Here is a 15,313-nt window from a genome sequence, read left to right as displayed (position 1 = left end):
TGGTATCGGATCAAATTGCCACTTTCCGATCCCCTCCCACCCTGACTCAGAATTCCCCAGGGATGCCCCGGTGCAACTTCCCTCCGTATGGGAAGATTGATCCATGCCGATTAAAAAGGATTCAGAGATATATTGATGCTGACTTCAAGTCAAAAAATTACAAATTTATGGCAACGCGGCCTCAAAGCCGCTTTATTGGTCCTACTGATGACCAGTCTTTCCCTGGGATTAAGCGCCGCGACAAATCGCACCAGTGTACTGCCCCAAGGCAATGCCATCACGGATGGTAAAGCCCTGTTACGATATGCCTTACCCATTGACAATCCAGAGATCCGCGAGGCCCAAAGCAGTATAGAAGACATTTCCCAGCAACTGCGTGGGAAGCGCTGGAGTCCCATCACCAGCGATATCACCAAAGCTGCTGGAATTTTTACCAATCGCGAGGCGGATATCTTAGAGGATATTCCCGAAGCTCAACAAGCGAACGCCCAGGCTATCCTCGCCCAAATTAAAGAGGAAATTGGCACTTTGCGATCGTCCGTCGAGGTTCAGGATAAACCCGCCACTCAGGATGGACGCGATCGCCTCCTGGATTTAGTCGGCCAACTCGAAGAAATGATGGTCGCCAAATTCCCTTATGAAGTCTCCGCCGAATACAGCCATCTGCCTCAACTTCTCGGGCGCGCCACCGTAGCGGTTGAAACCAACAAAGGGAATCTCACGGTTGTCCTAGACGGATATAGCGCCCCGGTGACCTCCGGCAACTTTGTTGATTTAGTTCAGCGCGGATTTTACAATGGCCTAGAATTTATTCGCTCAGAAGATTTCTATGTCCTCCAAACCGGAGATCCCGTAGGACCTGACCAAGGCTTTATCGACCCGGATACCGGAGAATATCGCAATATTCCCCTAGAAATCCTCGTCCGTGGGGATACTCAGCCCACTTATGGAATTACCTTGGAAGAGGCGGGACGCTTTCGGGAACAGCCGGTGCTCCCCTTCTCCGCTTTTGGGACCGTAGCAATGGCCCGCCCAGAAGATGACCCCGATGGTGGTTCTTCTCAGTTTTTCTTCTTCCTATTTGAGCCCGAATTAACCCCTGCCGGTCTCAATTTGCTGGATGGTCGTTATTCGGTCTTTGGCTATGTAGTCGAAGGGAAGGAAATTTTAGAAAAGCTCAAACAGGGGGATCAGATTCTTTCCATGAAAGTGGTCCAAGGGATGGAAAATTTCGTTCCCGCCCAAGCAAGCTAAAGGTCTAGGGTGGAGAGAAACTGCCAATTTGTAGCAGTTTAAAATCAGAAGTCTAGTGGGTGTTTCCACTAGACTTTACTATTTTGGGGAGGTGAGAAACGGGGTGAAGAAGGATTCAGAAAATTCCCCTACGGTTCGAGAGTTGGGGGAACAGGGACTGTTGAAACGATTGCATCGATTTTGTCCACCGGAGTGGGTGGGGGATGATGCAGCGGCGATCGCCATGAGCCCAGAACCGAATCGGTCGTTGGTAGTGACGACAGATATGTTAGTAGATGGGGTACATTTTAGCGATCGCACCACCTCTGCTGAAGATGTGGGGTGGCGGGCGGCAGCGGCAAATTTATCAGATTTAGCGGCAATGGGTGCAGTTCCTTTAGCCATCACCGTCAGTTTAGGATTGCAAGGGGATACCCCCGTGTCTTGGGTGGAGGGGGTTTATACCGGGATGGTGAGTTGTTTGGATACTTATCAAACAGCGATCGCCGGTGGGGATGTTTGTAAATCCCCAGTGAATGTCATTTCAATTACCGCGATCGGTTGGGTGCCAACGGACCGGACGATTCGCCGACAGAATGGGAAACCGGGAGATGCGATCGTGGTAACTGGCGTGCATGGCGCTTCCCGTGCGGGATTAGAATTATTGCTGCATCCGGAAACGGGAAAAGATTGGTCAGCAGACGAGACTCGGGAATTAATTATCGCCCATCAGCGTCCGAATCCACGCCTGGATGTATTACCGATTTTGTGGGAGGTGATGGGGGAGGCGGGAGAAATCGCAGGAATGGATAGTTCTGATGGGTTAGCCGATGCGATCGTGCAAATTGCCCGATCAAGTGGGGTTGGCGCGACCCTAGACCGCACTTTGATTCCCCTGCCACCGACTTTGACCCAAAGGGTCGGGGAAGAACGAGCAATGGAGTGGGCCTTATACGGCGGAGAAGATTTTGAACTCGTGCTGTGCTTACCCTCTCCGGTTGCCCATGAGTTTGTAGAACGATTGGGAAATAGAGCTGCGATTGTGGGGAGGCTAACAAAAAGCACCAGGGTTTGTCTAACTGACTCCACTGGTGCTTATGCTGACGAAGTGATCACCCAAAATTTGAGTTTTCAGCATTTTTAAGCTGAAGGTGATGAGTTTTGAAGAGTGAACGAATTAGTCTTTTTTCAAAACTCATTGCCCGCTTAGTTTGATGCTTACCATTTTTGAGCGACGAGTTCGGCTAAGTCAACCACACGCTGACTGTAACCCCACTCATTATCGTACCAGCCGATGATTTTCACCATGTTTCCATCCATGACCATCGTCAAGCTGGCATCGACAATAGACGAGGCATCATGACCTTTATAGTCAGAGGAAACTAATGGTTCATCACTGTATTCCAAAATGCCTTTCATTGCACCTTTAGCCGCTGCTTCTAAGGCTTCATTGACTTGTTCGGCAAAGGTATTTTTCTCAACTTGAGCCACAAAATCAACGACCGAAACGTTCGGTGTTGGCACACGCATCGCGATCCCGTTCAACTTACCGGACATCTCTGGAATGACTAAAGCTACGGCTTTAGCGGCACCAGTGGAAGTCGGGACGATATTGAGTGCAGCAGCACGAGCCCGACGCACATCCCGGTGGCTGGCATCCAGCAACCGTTGGTCGCCAGTGTAGCTGTGGGTTGTGGTCATCATGCCTTTGATGATGCCAAAGTTATCGTTGATGACCTTAACGATCGGAGCCAAACAGTTTGTTGTACAACTGGCATTACTGATGATGTCGTACTCGTTGGGGTCGTACTTATCATGGTTAACTCCCATGACAAAAGTGCCAACTTTGCTGCCTTTTCCAGGAGCAGTAATCAACACCTTTTTTGCACCTGCTTGAATATGCTTTGAGGCACCTTCTTCGGTTACGAAGACCCCGGTGGATTCAATAACCAAATCAACTCCCCAAGCAGCCCAGGGCAAGTTTAAGGGATTGCGATCGGAGACACATTTAATGGTCTTGCCGTTGACGGTAATGGAGTTTTCATCGGCACTAATGTCAGCATTCAACGTTCCCAACATGGAATCATATTTGAGCAGATGGGCGTTGGTGCTGGGGTCGGAGGTATCGTTCACACCGACCAGTTCGAGTTGGCTGTTGGATCTGGTTAACCAGCAGCGCAGGAAGTTGCGTCCGATACGTCCAAAACCGTTAATCGCTACTCTAATCACTGCGTCTTGCCCCTTTCTTTAATGTAAAACTGCCTAACGTAATGAACCCAATCATATCGCAACAGGTGTAAATTTCGATCAGATTTTTTTAAGTCTGGGGATCGACCTAGAGTGCGGTGGTAGCGGGTACTGTGGGTTCTGATAAAGGGGGTGAGTTTGGATATAAATTTGGACGGGTTCGGGAACCCAGGTGCGGATTGTGGGAGAGTCGCACCAATGGTGACGGAGTAAGGTTGAAGCTATTGGCAGGGTTTGGGATTGTAAAATTTGCCAGCGGAGAGTAATCTGTCTGGTCTTAAAGGCGATCGCGACTTGTTGGCAAATCTCCTCAGTTTTGATCCGTGTGGTGTTGTCCAGAGGGTTTGAGGGATTTGTACTTAGAGTGGGGTTTAATTTAGGCCGTCCTTCCTGAAGGTTTAGGGGGGAGATTTCCCTTAATAAGGGAGTTTCTTCTGAGTAATTGACCTGGGGTGGGGATGGCGATCGCGGTGCAACTAACCACTCAAAAGCCTCAACCAGTTCAGCAGCGCGATACCATTTCGGCAGGGTAGAAAAGGCGTCGGCCCCGATAATCCAATACCACTGGCTATCTGGATAGCGCTGTTGGAGGGTTTGTCCGGTGACGATCGCATACCCGGATTCCGGGTCCTCTGGGGAGGGTGGACCGAGGCAAAAGGCCGGTTCTGGGGCGATCGCCAAGCGGACCATTTCTTGGCGATGCTCAAACTCTACCCGCGATTGCTGACGGGGATCGCGCTTGTGGCGATCGATGACCCATATAATCTGATTTAATCCCACCTGATCTAAGGCGGCGTAAGCGATTTCCAAATGCCCCCAATGAATCGGGTCAAAGGTTCCGCCCAAAATCGCTCTTTTTTTGATCCGCTGAGGCTGCATTCTTTCCCGTACACTTTGTTTGACAGTGGCTATTCAAAGATAGCGGTCATTTTTAGTTGGATTGGAGGGGCCGAAGGTCACCCATCCGGGCAATAATAACCCGCTATGATTTCCTCTAACGGCTTTTTAGTGGTATTTTTTCCGGAAATACCCTACCAACCGATGGAGGCACTTGTGCGATGGAAAGAGTGCTTTCCCCTTGGTTCTGCTACCTTTCAGGAACGTACTTTTACCTAACTTAAGTGAGATTTCTAGCTCATTTTTAAGGTCATGAGTGATTTTCCCTTTTTCTTGACCATCGGTTATGGTAAACACACCCAAAACGTTTAACCCTAGAAAAATCTCGGGAAAAGACTACAGAAGGGGTGTATTCGACACTAGAATCGAAAAATGCTTCTTCAGGGAGATCGCTTAATTTCTGTTATGACTGTATCGTACAAAAACAATTCTTGATATGATATCGCGTGTTATTGGCGTGGTGTGGTGTGTAAGGAGCTTATAATGCACAATTCTATCGATCTAAGTGGCAAACCCTTTCATTTCATCGGAATCGGTGGAATCGGAATGTCAGCGCTTGCCTACATTTTAGCAAAGCGGCAGGTCCCGGTATTTGGCTCCGATATTCGGTCGAGCCATATCACTCAGCGCTTACAAGAAAATGGAGCGCAAATTTTTTGGCGTCAAGATGCCAGCAACCTGGATTTTTACCGACAACAGAGCGCGTCCACCGATGAAGCGGCAGTTTTGAGTTCAGCCAAGGGGGAGGGGTCTGGCGGTTTACCTGCGATCGCACCGAAACCGGTAAGATTAGCCGCCAACGGCATCCCGTCCCCTGTTGATTTGCCGCAAGTGATTTGCTCAACGGCGATCGATGGAGCCAATAGCGAATATCAAGCCGCCTTAGACCTCGGCTGTCCCATCTTTCACCGCTCCGACTTACTAGCTGCTTTAATCTCTGAATATCAAAGCATTGCCGTAGCCGGAACCCACGGGAAGACCACAACAAGTTCAATGCTGGCTTATGTGCTGTTAAAAGCCGGGTTGGACCCCACGATTGTGGTGGGGGGAGAAGTCAAAGCCTGGGAAGGGAACGCTCGGCTGGGAGAAGGCCCCTATCTAGTGGCAGAAGCGGATGAATCCGATGGGTCCCTCGCCAAACTCTCGGCAAAAATTGGCGTGGTAACCAACATCGAACTAGACCATCCGGACCACTACCAGAGCTTGGATCAAGTCATTGAGATTTTTGAAACCTTTAAAGAGCGCTGCACCGATTTAGTGGGATGCATTGATTGCCCAACCGTGCGCGATCGCATTCAACCGGGCATCTCCTACAGCCTCAACCTGGATTCCGGGGCCGATTACACCGTAGACTGTATCGCTTATAGAGCCGACGGGACCACAGCGAGGGTTTGGGAGCGAGGTCAAATTCTCGGTCAACTGTCCATTTCCCTACTTGGTGCCCATAACCTGAGTAACGCTCTAGCCGTGGTTGCTGTTGGACGCTTGGTCGGTTTAGACTTTGCGACGATTGCCCGGGAAATTGCTACATTTGAGGGCGCTTGCCGCCGGTTTGAGACCCGAGGTAACTACAATAATATCCAATTTGTCGATGACTACGCTCATCACCCCAGTGAAATTCGGGCTACCCTCCATGCGGCCAGTCTGCAAACTCAAGGCTTGCGTTCTCGCGCTAGTCGTGTTGTTGCTATATTTCAACCCCATCGGTACAGTCGAACTCGGGCCTTTTTAGCCGAGTTTGCTGAATCCTTTAGTGATGCTGATGTGGTCCTAGTGACCGACATTTACAGTGCCGGGGAAGCCAATGAATTTCAACTGAGCGGACAACAAGTTGCTAACGAGATCTCGGCTCATCATCCTCGGGTGCATTACAGTCCTTCTCTGTCTGACGTGAGTAAGTTTCTCAGTGAAGCCTTGCTTCCGGGAGACCTCGCCATATTTCTGGGGGCTGGTAATTTGAATCAGATCATTCCGGAAGTGATGGCATTTCATCAACAGGTCGAGCAAACGGCTCTGGCAGAAGCACGCCATCGAGCCTGAGCGCCAGTAAGTTTCTAGGGAACCCCGGGCGATCGCTCCTCGAAATACCCTGGATGATTTACTTTCACAAACAGTGGTCTATAGGGATTTAAGCACCTGGATTATCATGACTCTTTCCTCCGATACTGTACGCACCCTCAGCCCCTCCGTGGTCAACCAACCCGCCAATTCACACCTGACTCGATTGAATGGGGATCGCGATCGATCCGAATCTATTTATTTAGCCGGAACCGCTTGTCAGATTAAGTCTAATGTTTCCTTATCCATGTTTACCTCCTTTCGAGTAGGGGGTCCTGCTGAATGGTATGTTGCGCCTAACCAGATAGAAGAAGTCCAAGCCTGTTTAGAATGGGCCAGGGCTCAAGGATTACCCGTGACCTTCTTGGGTGCGGGTTCTAATCTCTTAGTTAGCGATCGCGGCATTCCCGGTTTGGCGATTTCTACCCGCCATCTGCGCTATAGCCGTTTTAATCCCGAAACAGGTCAAGTAACCGTTGCCGCAGGTCAGTCCCTGCCGCGTCTAGCTTGGCAAGCCGCTCAATTGGGATGGGAAGGACTAGAGTGGGCGGTAGGGATTCCCGGTACGATTGGGGGAGCCGTCGTGATGAATGCCGGTGCTCACGGGAGTTGTACCTCGGAAATTTTAGTGAATACTCAAGTGGTGTCGCGCCGGGGAACGATTTCTGTCCTCACTCTGGAAGAGTTGGGGTATAGCTATCGCACCTCGGTCCTGCAAGGGGGCGATCGCCTAGTTACCGAGGCCACATTTCAACTCAAACCCGGTGCAGACCCCGCACGGGTCCAAGCGACCACCTCCGAACAACTCGAACATCGCAAATCCACCCAACCCTATCACCTGCCAAGTTGTGGCAGTGTCTTCCGCAATCCGGACGGCTCCCCAGGGGCTGGATGGCTCATTGAGCAAACTGGACTCAAAGGGTACCAAATCGGCAGCGCTCAGGTGGCGGAACGTCACGCTAACTTTATTGTGAATTGTGGCGGCGCGAAAGCCAGCGATATTTTCCAGCTTATTCGGTATGTCCAAGCGCAAGTTGAGCAGAACTGGGCCGTGCTGTTAGAACCAGAAGTTCGCACGATTGGCGAGTTTCAAGCCCTGTAACCTCACGGATTGAGAGGCGATCGCCTCCCATCTGGTCCTCCTCAAACCCGGTGACCCCCCGGGCTGGGTCAATGGCATACTGGAATTATCGCGTGGTAGTATTGCTAAGGGTAATGCCCACGAGGGTCTGATTCTGAGCGCGGCCAACTCCAGACATTCAGTTTGAGTCGGTCAAGCCGTAGGAGACAACCGTTAACCCGATTGACTTCTAAGTTCTCCCTTCCCTTGAAGATTGAAGGAGAGAACCTTGGTTAACGCGCCAGAGCTTCAGAACTTCACAGTACGGTGAGGCACACCGGAACTGGCTCTTATATCAAGGGCAAAACGCTTGGAGAAAGCGGCACTGGTTGGCTAAAATAGGAGACTATTTTAGGGTCAGTCCCCTTGAAGCACCAAGAATCCACAGCAGCGATCGCGCCGCTCAATCATGCCAACATCGATTTGAACCCATACAGAGTTAACCCGTTATGGCAGGAAAAGGACAGGGAGGATTTGGTTTCGGTCTCGGCAAAATGAAAGAGCTGACTGAAGCCTTCAAAAAAGCTCAACAAGTACAAGAAGGTGCTAAAAAGCTTCAAGAAGAATTAGATGAACTCGAAGTGATCGGAGAAGCCGGTGGGGGTCTGGTTAAAGTCGTTTTAAGCGGCAACCAAGAACCCCGTCGGGTCGAAATTTCGCCCGATGCTCTCGGTGAAGGAGCGGAAGTGGTTTCCGAACTGGTTGCCGTTGCGATGACAGATGCATATAATAAATCCACCGCAACCATGCGCGAACGGATGGAAGAATTAACAGGTGGGCTCAATTTGCCCGGTCTGTAACTGCTATAGCTCAGGCAGTCGTCTTTGTATCGAGTCTAATCCATATCAACTACTTTTCATCAAGATCTAGCTGGCTTTCTACTGTGTCAAGAAAGCCAGCTAATTTTGTTTTTTGCTTTGATTCCGGTTTCAATTGGAGTGATCCAGTTTAAAATCTCGGTAAGATAGAAGGCGATCGCCTCTTCTATTTATTATCCTCAGTCTCCAACTCCGAATAACTCAGCCATGCCCTATAAACTTTTATTCGTCTGTCTCGGGAATATCTGCCGCTCTCCTGCTGCTGAAAATATTATGAACCATCAAATCGCAGGCAGAAATCTTGAGGGTCAAATTATTTGTGACTCTGCTGGGACTTCGGCTTATCATGTGGGAAGTCCACCCGATCGCCGCATGGTTGCCGCAGCTAAACAACAGGGACTCACTTTTATTGGCGAAGCGCGCCGCTTTCATCCCGCAGATTTTCAGAAATTTGACCTCATTTTAGCGATGGATCGGGAAAACTACGCCGATATCATCTCCCTTGATCCCCAGGGTCAATATCGGCAAAAAGTCCGCATGATGTGCGATTTCTGTCGCGATCGCCCCGAGAAAGAAGTTCCCGACCCCTATTATGGCGGTCCCGATGGATTCAACAATGTCATCGATCTGCTCACCGATGCCTGTGAAGGGCTTCTGGATTATGTCGTTGAGCAGCAAAATGTCAAAGTGAGTCTCTAACCTGTCCAGAATGTCGATTAGGATAACCTATTATAAACCGGAACCCGATTGAAGTTTCCCGGTTTTTTTTTGTAAAAACCCTTAATTCAATCCGATTGAATATCGGATTAGCGGGATGGAGTATCTTGTTTCATTGATGTTCCTGCGAGTTTTCCAACAGTCTCACCCCCCATAACAAAGTAAAGGCGATAACCGTCATGATCAGCACCATTTGATTGGCACGTTGATAATCCTGCATCTGTACAGCATCATAAAGCGCTAGGGGTAAAGTTTGGGTGCGCCCGGGAATACTGCCTGCCACCATCAGCGTTGCGCCAAATTCGCCTAACCCTCGGGCAATACTTAACCCTAATCCAGCCAAAACTCCGCGATAGGCTAAAGGTAAACTAATCAGCCACAAGACTTCTAGTTCCGATGCGCCTAAAGTGCGGGCGGCGTCTTCCAGTTCAGGATTGACACTCGCGATCGCCACCCTTGTGGATTCCACCATTAAGGGAAGTGCTACCACCGTCGAGGCGATCGCCGCAGCTTGCCAAGTAAATAATAACTGAATTCCCAAAACTTCCTGAATCGGACTACCTCGCCCTAATGCCAGCAATAACCCATAACCCACCACACTCGGAGGTAGGACCAAGGGTAAATTTAACACCGTGGAAACCAGCAGCTGTCCCGGAAACCGGGTTCGGGCTAACAGAATACCCAATCCTAAACCCAAAATCAAAATTAACAAACTGGCAATTCCTGTCACCTGTAACGACAAAATTAAAGGCTGCCAAATCATTTAATTTAGTCCTCACCCGGTAGCCTAAATCCATACTCTTGCATCAAAGGTCTACCTTTCGGACCATTAATAAATCGAGCAAAATCCTGGGCAATTTCTGGATGAGGAGCCGCTTTCGGGATGACTAACATCTGCACAAGAGGCTGATGTAACGCTTCGGGAATTAAGACCCATTGACCCGGACGGTTCAGGCTAATTGATAAAGCCGCGATCGCCACATCCACATTCCCCGATTCCGCATACTGTTGGGCTTGTCTAACATTTTCCCCCAGTACCAACTTCGGCTGAATTTCATCCCAAATTCCCACCGATTGTAAAGCTTCTTTGGCGGCTACTCCGTAGGGAGCATGATCGGGATTTGCAATGGCAACTCGTTTAATTTCGGGCCGGGTCAAATCCTGAAGTTGTTGCAGATTCAAGGCACTGTCTTCTCGATGCCAAAGGGTAATTCTTCCCACCCCATAAAGTGCCTTTGTCTCCGAAATAACCACCCCTTTTTTATCTAAATCTTCCACGAATTTTTGATTAGCAGCGGCAAATAAATCCACCGGCGCACCCTGGGCAATTTGTTGAGCCAGTTGTCCTGTTGAACCGAGATTAAATACCACTTGATGTCCCGTTTCCTCTTCCCAAAGTTGAGCAATTTCAGGAAACACCGGGTTCAAATCTGAAGCAGCGGAAACCGTGAGCGTCACAGTGGCAGAGGGTGAGTCAGGCGGCTGGGTTACCTCAGATGTCCCACAAGCTACCAGCAGTGCAAGCAGGGCAAAACCTACATACCTGAGCGGTTTTCTCCGATGTTGTCCCATAGTTGTCACGTTTGACCTGATTTTGCATCCTGCTATTATACTGGCGTCCTGCTAAAATACTAGCACCATCAGCGGTCTCGGGTTGGGGGGATCGGCAAAAACACCATCCTTCAGAGTGCGGGGTTTTTGCATATTTTATGTTTTGGATTTCCAGTAATAAAAAACACCATGATAGTTCGTGTTTTTACTTGCAAGTTAGACCCGAAGACTTGACCTTTTTCTCCCCAGCGGTAATCTCCACCAAAGGCCAAGGTTTTGCCATAGGCAAATCTAAATCGGAATGCTTTAACCCCTTTTTGATAGATTTGTCAACCCCTACTTTACCAAAAAAATTCCGAGTTTAGGGTTGATTTTCCGCTACAATCAACAGGACTGTTTCTTCTCACAAAACAAACAAAGACGAGATAATTATGGACATACAAGCCGCCGTTGCTTGGCAAGCCGATAAACCTTTAAGTTTAGAAACCGTACAACTTAACGGTCCCAAAGCCGGAGAAGTTATGGTAGAAATCAAAGCGACCGGCGTTTGTCATACCGATGCCTATACTTTATCTGGAGCCGACCCAGAGGGACTGTTTCCGGCTATCCTGGGGCATGAAGGGGCTGGAGTTGTGGTGGAAGTCGGCGATGACGTCAAAAGTCTTAAAGTAGGCGATCGCGTCATTCCCCTCTATACCCCGGAATGTCGTCAATGCAAATACTGTCTCAGCAATAAAACCAACCTCTGTCAAGCCATCCGAGCCACCCAAGGCAAAGGAGTCATGCCGGATGGCACCAGCCGCTTCTCCCTCAATGGTGAAAAAATCCATCACTACATGGGAACCTCTACCTTTGCTAACTTCACCGTTCTTCCCGAAATCGCCGTCGCCAAAATCCGCGATGACGCCCCCTTCGAGAAAGTCTGTCTGATTGGCTGTGGAGTCACAACCGGCATTGGGGCCGTCATCAACACCGCCAAAGTCGAACCGGGGTCCAATGTCGTCGTCTTTGGATTAGGGGGAATTGGACTGAACGTGATCCAAGGCGCGCGTTTAGTGGGAGCCAACCAAATTATTGGGATTGACCTCAATCCCGCCAAACGGGACCTTGCTGAAAAATTTGGCATGACTCATTTCATCAACCCCAACGATGTAGATGATGTTGTTGCCGCCATCATCGACCTTACCGATGGCGGTGCCGACTATAGCTTTGAATGTATCGGCAACGTCAACGTAATGCGTCAGGCCCTCGAATGCTGTCATAAAGGCTGGGGCGAATCTGTAATCATTGGTGTCGCAGGGGCGGGCCAAGAAATTAGGACCCGTCCCTTCCAACTCGTCACCGGACGGGTTTGGCGAGGAACTGCCTTTGGAGGTGCTAAAGGTCGCCGGGATGTACCTAAAATCGTCGATTGGTACATGGATGGTAAAATCGACATCGATAGTCTGGTTTCCCATATCATCCCCGTCAATCGGATCAACGAAGCTTTTGACCTGATGCACAGCGGGGAAGGCATTCGCACCGTTGTCACTTTCCCCTAATCATGACCCTTACCCTAACTCAGCAGAGTCGTTCCTTTGGAGGAACTACCCAGTTTTATCAGCATTCCTCCCAATGCTGCAATGCTCCGATGCGCTTCTCCGTGTATGTTCCTCCCCAAGCAGTCCAGCAGCCGGTTCCCATTCTGTATTGGCTATCGGGGCTAACTTGTACAGAGGAAAACTTTATTACTAAAGCTGGGGCGCAACGTCTGGCAGCCCAATATGGCTTGCTGTTGGTCGCCCCGGATACCAGTCCCCGCAATCTGGGACTGCCGGGAGAAGAGGACCGCTGGGATTTCGGGACTGGGGCCAGCTTTTATGTGGATGCGACAGAATTGCCCTGGGCGAAGCATTATCAGATGTACCGCTATGTCACCGAGGAACTTCCGGCCCTAATTGCGGAGAATTTCCCCGTGGATCCGACTCGTCAGAGTATTTTCGGTCATTCGATGGGGGGACATGGAGCGCTGATCTGTGCCTTACGCAATCCCTCCCGTTATCAGTCTGTCTCCGCCTTCGCCCCCATTACAGCCCCCATGTCTTGTCCGTGGGGGGAAACAGCATTTCGAGGCTATTTGGGGGAGAATCGTCAAACTTGGTCTGCCTATGATGCGAGTGAGTTAGTGAAGACTTCGGCTTGGCATCGTCCGATTTTGATTGACCAAGGGGACGCGGATTCGTTTTTGGCCCAAGGTCAGTTATTACCGGAACGGTTTGAGATGGCTTGTCAGCAGGCGGGGATTGACCTCCGCTTACGGATGCGATCGGGGTACGATCATAGTTACTACTTTATTGCCAGTTTCATAGATGACCATATCCGCCATCATGCGGAGGCGTTAGGTTGTGTTTAGGATTTTTGTACGCTTATGGAGATGAACGAATTGCTGTACCGCAGGCTGTCAATTGGTGCGATCAGGGTGTAAAAAAGTGGATATCCTGCGGGTACTGCTGGAAACAGTTAAACCCCCATTTCGCACCAGCAAAAATACTTATGCAGAATGTGGTATAAAATAGTATCAACGAATTTGATAATATGAATAAAGCTCTGTGGGATTATAAACAAATTGCTTGGACTTCTTCACTTATTGAGTCAGCAAATTCCAGTTGGACTGTTGCTTTCCCGATGCAGTTTTGATTGTTTCTTCAATCCGTTAATTTAATCACAACACATAATTACTTAATATTTTATTGAATTTAACAATATCAAACTTTCCTTGAATCTCAAATTTAACTTTTCCAACTGCACTAATGTAAAGTTCTATTTCACAATCTAAATCAATAGTTCCAGCAGTTTCTATTGAGTAAGTTTGGACTTTACTATAAGGAATTGAGGTATAGTCAACTTTTTTACCCGTCATCCCTTTTACATTCGCTGCGATTATTCGTTTGTTAGTAAAAACCAACTGGTCACGAACGGTTTTAAAGGCACTGACAATATTTTCGCCCTCAACAAAGAATGCTTTAATTTCACTTCGTACCGCACTTTCTTCCATTGGTTTAAGTTTGAAAATCGTAGAGTCATTAAAGTCAATCATCAGGGTTCTCCTTTCTTTCCTAGAAAAACAATAAGCACTTTTGAACGAGGCTTTATTTAAGGCTTCATTCAAAATAGCCATGAATTAGGCGATCGCAAGTCCTATTTTATGGGGCAAAAGTCCAGTTACTAAAGACTTCTAATTTGGGGTGAAAGTTTCCGTAAAATCCAACCACCGGGCAATATTAGCCCCATATAGATTCAGAATAGGAATTTCAAAGGTTTCTTCGCGACGGTATCCTTCTTCACCAGAATATCGGATGGTTGTGGTTTCACCTTTACCCAATCCAAATCGGTTTGCAACCGTATTTGCTTGAGCACAAGTAATTCGGAACCTTCCCATGTTAATACTGCCACCCCCAGCGCGGTACATCCACAGCATTTCTCCTCGCCGTCCCCGTTCACAGAAGTAGTGGGTCACTTCAAACATTTTAGCAATATGTACGTCATAAAGTCTCAATTCTCCTCCATAGGCTGAACGAGTGGTATTATTATCGGGTACGGTAATTCCTGCCATTTCCTCAACAAATGTAATGGTCATAGGTAAGGCAGTATCTTGCTTAAGATTGCTGGGGACCCCAAGAGAGATCGGTTTGACAAAGTTACTGTTAGCACGAACAAAGCACCCTCGGGTGTTGCTATCGTAATTTTCTCCCACAAATACCCAAGGCAAACCCCGATTATCTCGAAATGTTCCTCCGGCATTGCTAAAAAATCCTCGGAATCTTTGTCCGACTTGTAGAGTGCCACGAATGGGATAATCTAAATAATTGCCGGTAAATTCGGGGCAATTGTAGGCCATAATGTCATCAAAAGTACAACCGGCGGGCATTCGGCAATTTAATCCATTCGGATCCGGATCTACAACTTCCCAGTGATGATGATTCGGACGGATATAATCTCCATTGGCATCGGGGTGAGGGAACTGGGATAGGACAGGACTGGCGCAGAGGGTTAAGGCGATCGCCAGTAAGCTAACGGGGGCGAAACGGTCAGGATGAAAGCTCATGATTAGACCTCAAGTCCTAAACAGTGGACGATTATCGAGTCAAATTTCGAGGCGATCGCATTCCTGCATCGGTGAGAACTTCTTGTAATGTAACGGCTGGCTTGGCCGCCGTAACAAACATAAACTAAATCTCGTGTCTGAGTCACAGTCACATAAAGGAGATTTTTTTCTCATTCTAATGCTGCATTTAGAGATTGCGAATCGGTAGCTTCTTGTAAACTCTTTTTCAAGGGAATTATACCATCTTCTACGCTGACGGCGAACACAATTTTAAATTCTAATGCTTTGACGCGATGCATACGGCCAGTCCAGTATTGATGGCTACATAATCCTCAGAGGTTTCTGATATCAGCGCTCTTGCTATTTTATTTTCTAGCCACAGGCAAGGGAGATTTTGGGTAACGAGAACCAATTTAGTCGCTGTTACATCATCCGGCGATTCCCCCCGAGACTGAGCCCAAACACTCAATAAAACTGCTGAACCCATTACAGGACGAGACTTTGTTGGGGTGTCCAAAAGTCCTCTGTCAAAGCGCTCTCTTATAAATAAGGCGACTTCTGTTCACCCTGCCTCAAGGAAAAAACTGG

The 15,313-nt window shown here is 48.7% G+C and carries 15 protein-coding genes; 8 read left to right on the top strand and 7 right to left on the bottom strand.

Annotated features, from left to right (window positions below):
* Positions 1–135: 135 nt before the first annotated feature.
* Entirely contained in the window at positions 136–1,254 is a 1,119-nt protein-coding gene (locus NG796_RS13425) for a peptidylprolyl isomerase (RefSeq protein ID WP_261207333.1), read from the top strand.
* A gap of 103 nt (positions 1,255–1,357) precedes the next feature.
* The gene (gene thiL, locus NG796_RS13420; RefSeq protein ID WP_261207332.1) at positions 1,358–2,377 is read left to right on the top strand and encodes a thiamine-phosphate kinase; all 1,020 of its coding nucleotides are present in this window, start codon (positions 1,358–1,360) and stop codon (positions 2,375–2,377) included.
* A gap of 74 nt (positions 2,378–2,451) precedes the next feature.
* Here the strand turns inward: thiL and NG796_RS13415 are convergent, their stop codons facing one another.
* Positions 2,452–3,462, bottom strand: a complete 1,011-nt coding sequence (locus NG796_RS13415; protein ID WP_261207331.1) for a type I glyceraldehyde-3-phosphate dehydrogenase — start codon at positions 3,460–3,462, stop codon at positions 2,452–2,454.
* 78 nt (positions 3,463–3,540) lie between these two features.
* Positions 3,541–4,359: a nicotinate (nicotinamide) nucleotide adenylyltransferase gene (gene nadD / locus NG796_RS13410; protein WP_261207330.1), complete on the bottom strand. Its 819-nt coding sequence runs from the start codon at positions 4,357–4,359 to the stop codon at positions 3,541–3,543.
* A 501-nt stretch (positions 4,360–4,860) separates the two neighbouring features.
* On the opposite strand from nadD, the gene murC reads away from it, so the two are divergent.
* The 4 genes from murC (at position 4,861) to NG796_RS13390 (ending at position 9,072) form a co-directional block, all read left to right on the top strand.
* Positions 4,861–6,417 carry a UDP-N-acetylmuramate--L-alanine ligase gene (gene murC / locus NG796_RS13405; protein WP_261207329.1) on the top strand — a complete coding sequence of 519 codons (1,557 nt, stop codon included), beginning with the start codon at positions 4,861–4,863 and terminating at the stop codon, positions 6,415–6,417.
* Positions 6,418–6,523: 106 nt separating this feature from the next.
* Positions 6,524–7,537: a UDP-N-acetylmuramate dehydrogenase gene (gene murB / locus NG796_RS13400; RefSeq protein WP_261207328.1), complete on the top strand. Its 1,014-nt coding sequence runs from the start codon at positions 6,524–6,526 to the stop codon at positions 7,535–7,537.
* A gap of 467 nt (positions 7,538–8,004) precedes the next feature.
* Positions 8,005–8,355 (top strand): YbaB/EbfC family nucleoid-associated protein, encoded by a 351-nt coding sequence (locus NG796_RS13395; RefSeq protein ID WP_015146989.1) that lies wholly within the window; start codon positions 8,005–8,007, stop codon positions 8,353–8,355.
* A gap of 225 nt (positions 8,356–8,580) precedes the next feature.
* Positions 8,581–9,072, top strand: coding sequence for a low molecular weight protein-tyrosine-phosphatase (locus NG796_RS13390; protein WP_261207327.1), 492 nt, complete (start codon positions 8,581–8,583; stop codon positions 9,070–9,072).
* A gap of 130 nt (positions 9,073–9,202) precedes the next feature.
* Here the strand turns inward: NG796_RS13390 and modB are convergent, their stop codons facing one another.
* Together modB and modA are read right to left on the bottom strand one after the other, a co-directional pair.
* The gene (gene modB / locus NG796_RS13385) at positions 9,203–9,853 is read right to left on the bottom strand and encodes a molybdate ABC transporter permease subunit (protein WP_261207325.1); all 651 of its coding nucleotides are present in this window, start codon (positions 9,851–9,853) and stop codon (positions 9,203–9,205) included.
* Between the two features lie 5 nt (positions 9,854–9,858).
* On the bottom strand, positions 9,859–10,662 hold the full coding sequence (gene modA, locus NG796_RS13380) for a molybdate ABC transporter substrate-binding protein (RefSeq protein ID WP_261207361.1): 804 nt from the start codon (positions 10,660–10,662) through the stop codon (positions 9,859–9,861).
* A gap of 407 nt (positions 10,663–11,069) precedes the next feature.
* On the opposite strand from modA, the gene NG796_RS13375 reads away from it, so the two are divergent.
* Both NG796_RS13375 and fghA read left to right on the top strand, forming a co-directional pair.
* Positions 11,070–12,182, top strand: a complete 1,113-nt coding sequence (locus NG796_RS13375; RefSeq protein WP_411268810.1) for an S-(hydroxymethyl)glutathione dehydrogenase/class III alcohol dehydrogenase — start codon at positions 11,070–11,072, stop codon at positions 12,180–12,182.
* Between the two features lie 2 nt (positions 12,183–12,184).
* Positions 12,185–13,033, top strand: a complete 849-nt coding sequence (gene fghA, locus NG796_RS13370; RefSeq protein WP_261207322.1) for an S-formylglutathione hydrolase — start codon at positions 12,185–12,187, stop codon at positions 13,031–13,033.
* A 309-nt stretch (positions 13,034–13,342) separates the two neighbouring features.
* On the opposite strand, the gene NG796_RS13365 is transcribed toward fghA, so the two are convergent.
* From NG796_RS13365 to NG796_RS13355, 3 genes are all read right to left on the bottom strand, one after another.
* Complete coding sequence (locus NG796_RS13365) at positions 13,343–13,798, bottom strand: PH domain-containing protein (protein ID WP_261207321.1); 456 nt, start codon at positions 13,796–13,798, stop codon at positions 13,343–13,345.
* A 57-nt stretch (positions 13,799–13,855) separates the two neighbouring features.
* Positions 13,856–14,725 (bottom strand): hypothetical protein, encoded by an 870-nt coding sequence (locus NG796_RS13360; protein ID WP_261207320.1) that lies wholly within the window; start codon positions 14,723–14,725, stop codon positions 13,856–13,858.
* A 170-nt stretch (positions 14,726–14,895) separates the two neighbouring features.
* Positions 14,896–15,024: a hypothetical protein gene (locus tag NG796_RS13355; protein WP_261207319.1), complete on the bottom strand. Its 129-nt coding sequence runs from the start codon at positions 15,022–15,024 to the stop codon at positions 14,896–14,898.
* Positions 15,025–15,313 lie beyond the last annotated feature (289 nt).

The sequence above is a fragment of the Laspinema sp. D2d genome, from assembly GCF_025370755.1.
Taxonomy (GTDB): domain Bacteria; phylum Cyanobacteriota; class Cyanobacteriia; order Cyanobacteriales; family Laspinemataceae; genus Laspinema.
The sequence above is the reverse complement of the archived record's forward strand: the minus strand, read 5'-3'. Positions and strand labels throughout refer to the sequence as shown.

Bases quoted from the DNA above. Each gene is read 5' to 3' on its own strand.
- modB (WP_261207325.1), bottom strand. From the start codon at position 9,853: ATGATTTGGCAGCCTTTAATTTTGTCGTTACAGGTGACAGGAATTGCC.
- NG796_RS13425 (WP_261207333.1), top strand. From the start codon at position 136: ATGCTGACTTCAAGTCAAAAAATTACAAATTTATGGCAACGCGGCCTC.
- murC (WP_261207329.1), top strand. From the start codon at position 4,861: ATGCACAATTCTATCGATCTAAGTGGCAAACCCTTTCATTTCATCGGA.
- murB (WP_261207328.1), top strand. From the start codon at position 6,524: ATGACTCTTTCCTCCGATACTGTACGCACCCTCAGCCCCTCCGTGGTC.
- NG796_RS13395 (WP_015146989.1), top strand. From the start codon at position 8,005: ATGGCAGGAAAAGGACAGGGAGGATTTGGTTTCGGTCTCGGCAAAATG.
- NG796_RS13390 (WP_261207327.1), top strand. From the start codon at position 8,581: ATGCCCTATAAACTTTTATTCGTCTGTCTCGGGAATATCTGCCGCTCT.
- nadD (WP_261207330.1), bottom strand. From the start codon at position 4,359: ATGCAGCCTCAGCGGATCAAAAAAAGAGCGATTTTGGGCGGAACCTTT.
- NG796_RS13360 (WP_261207320.1), bottom strand. From the start codon at position 14,725: ATGAGCTTTCATCCTGACCGTTTCGCCCCCGTTAGCTTACTGGCGATC.
- NG796_RS13365 (WP_261207321.1), bottom strand. From the start codon at position 13,798: ATGGCTATTTTGAATGAAGCCTTAAATAAAGCCTCGTTCAAAAGTGCT.
- modA (WP_261207361.1), bottom strand. From the start codon at position 10,662: ATGGGACAACATCGGAGAAAACCGCTCAGGTATGTAGGTTTTGCCCTG.
- fghA (WP_261207322.1), top strand. From the start codon at position 12,185: ATGACCCTTACCCTAACTCAGCAGAGTCGTTCCTTTGGAGGAACTACC.
- NG796_RS13355 (WP_261207319.1), bottom strand. From the start codon at position 15,024: ATGCATCGCGTCAAAGCATTAGAATTTAAAATTGTGTTCGCCGTCAGC.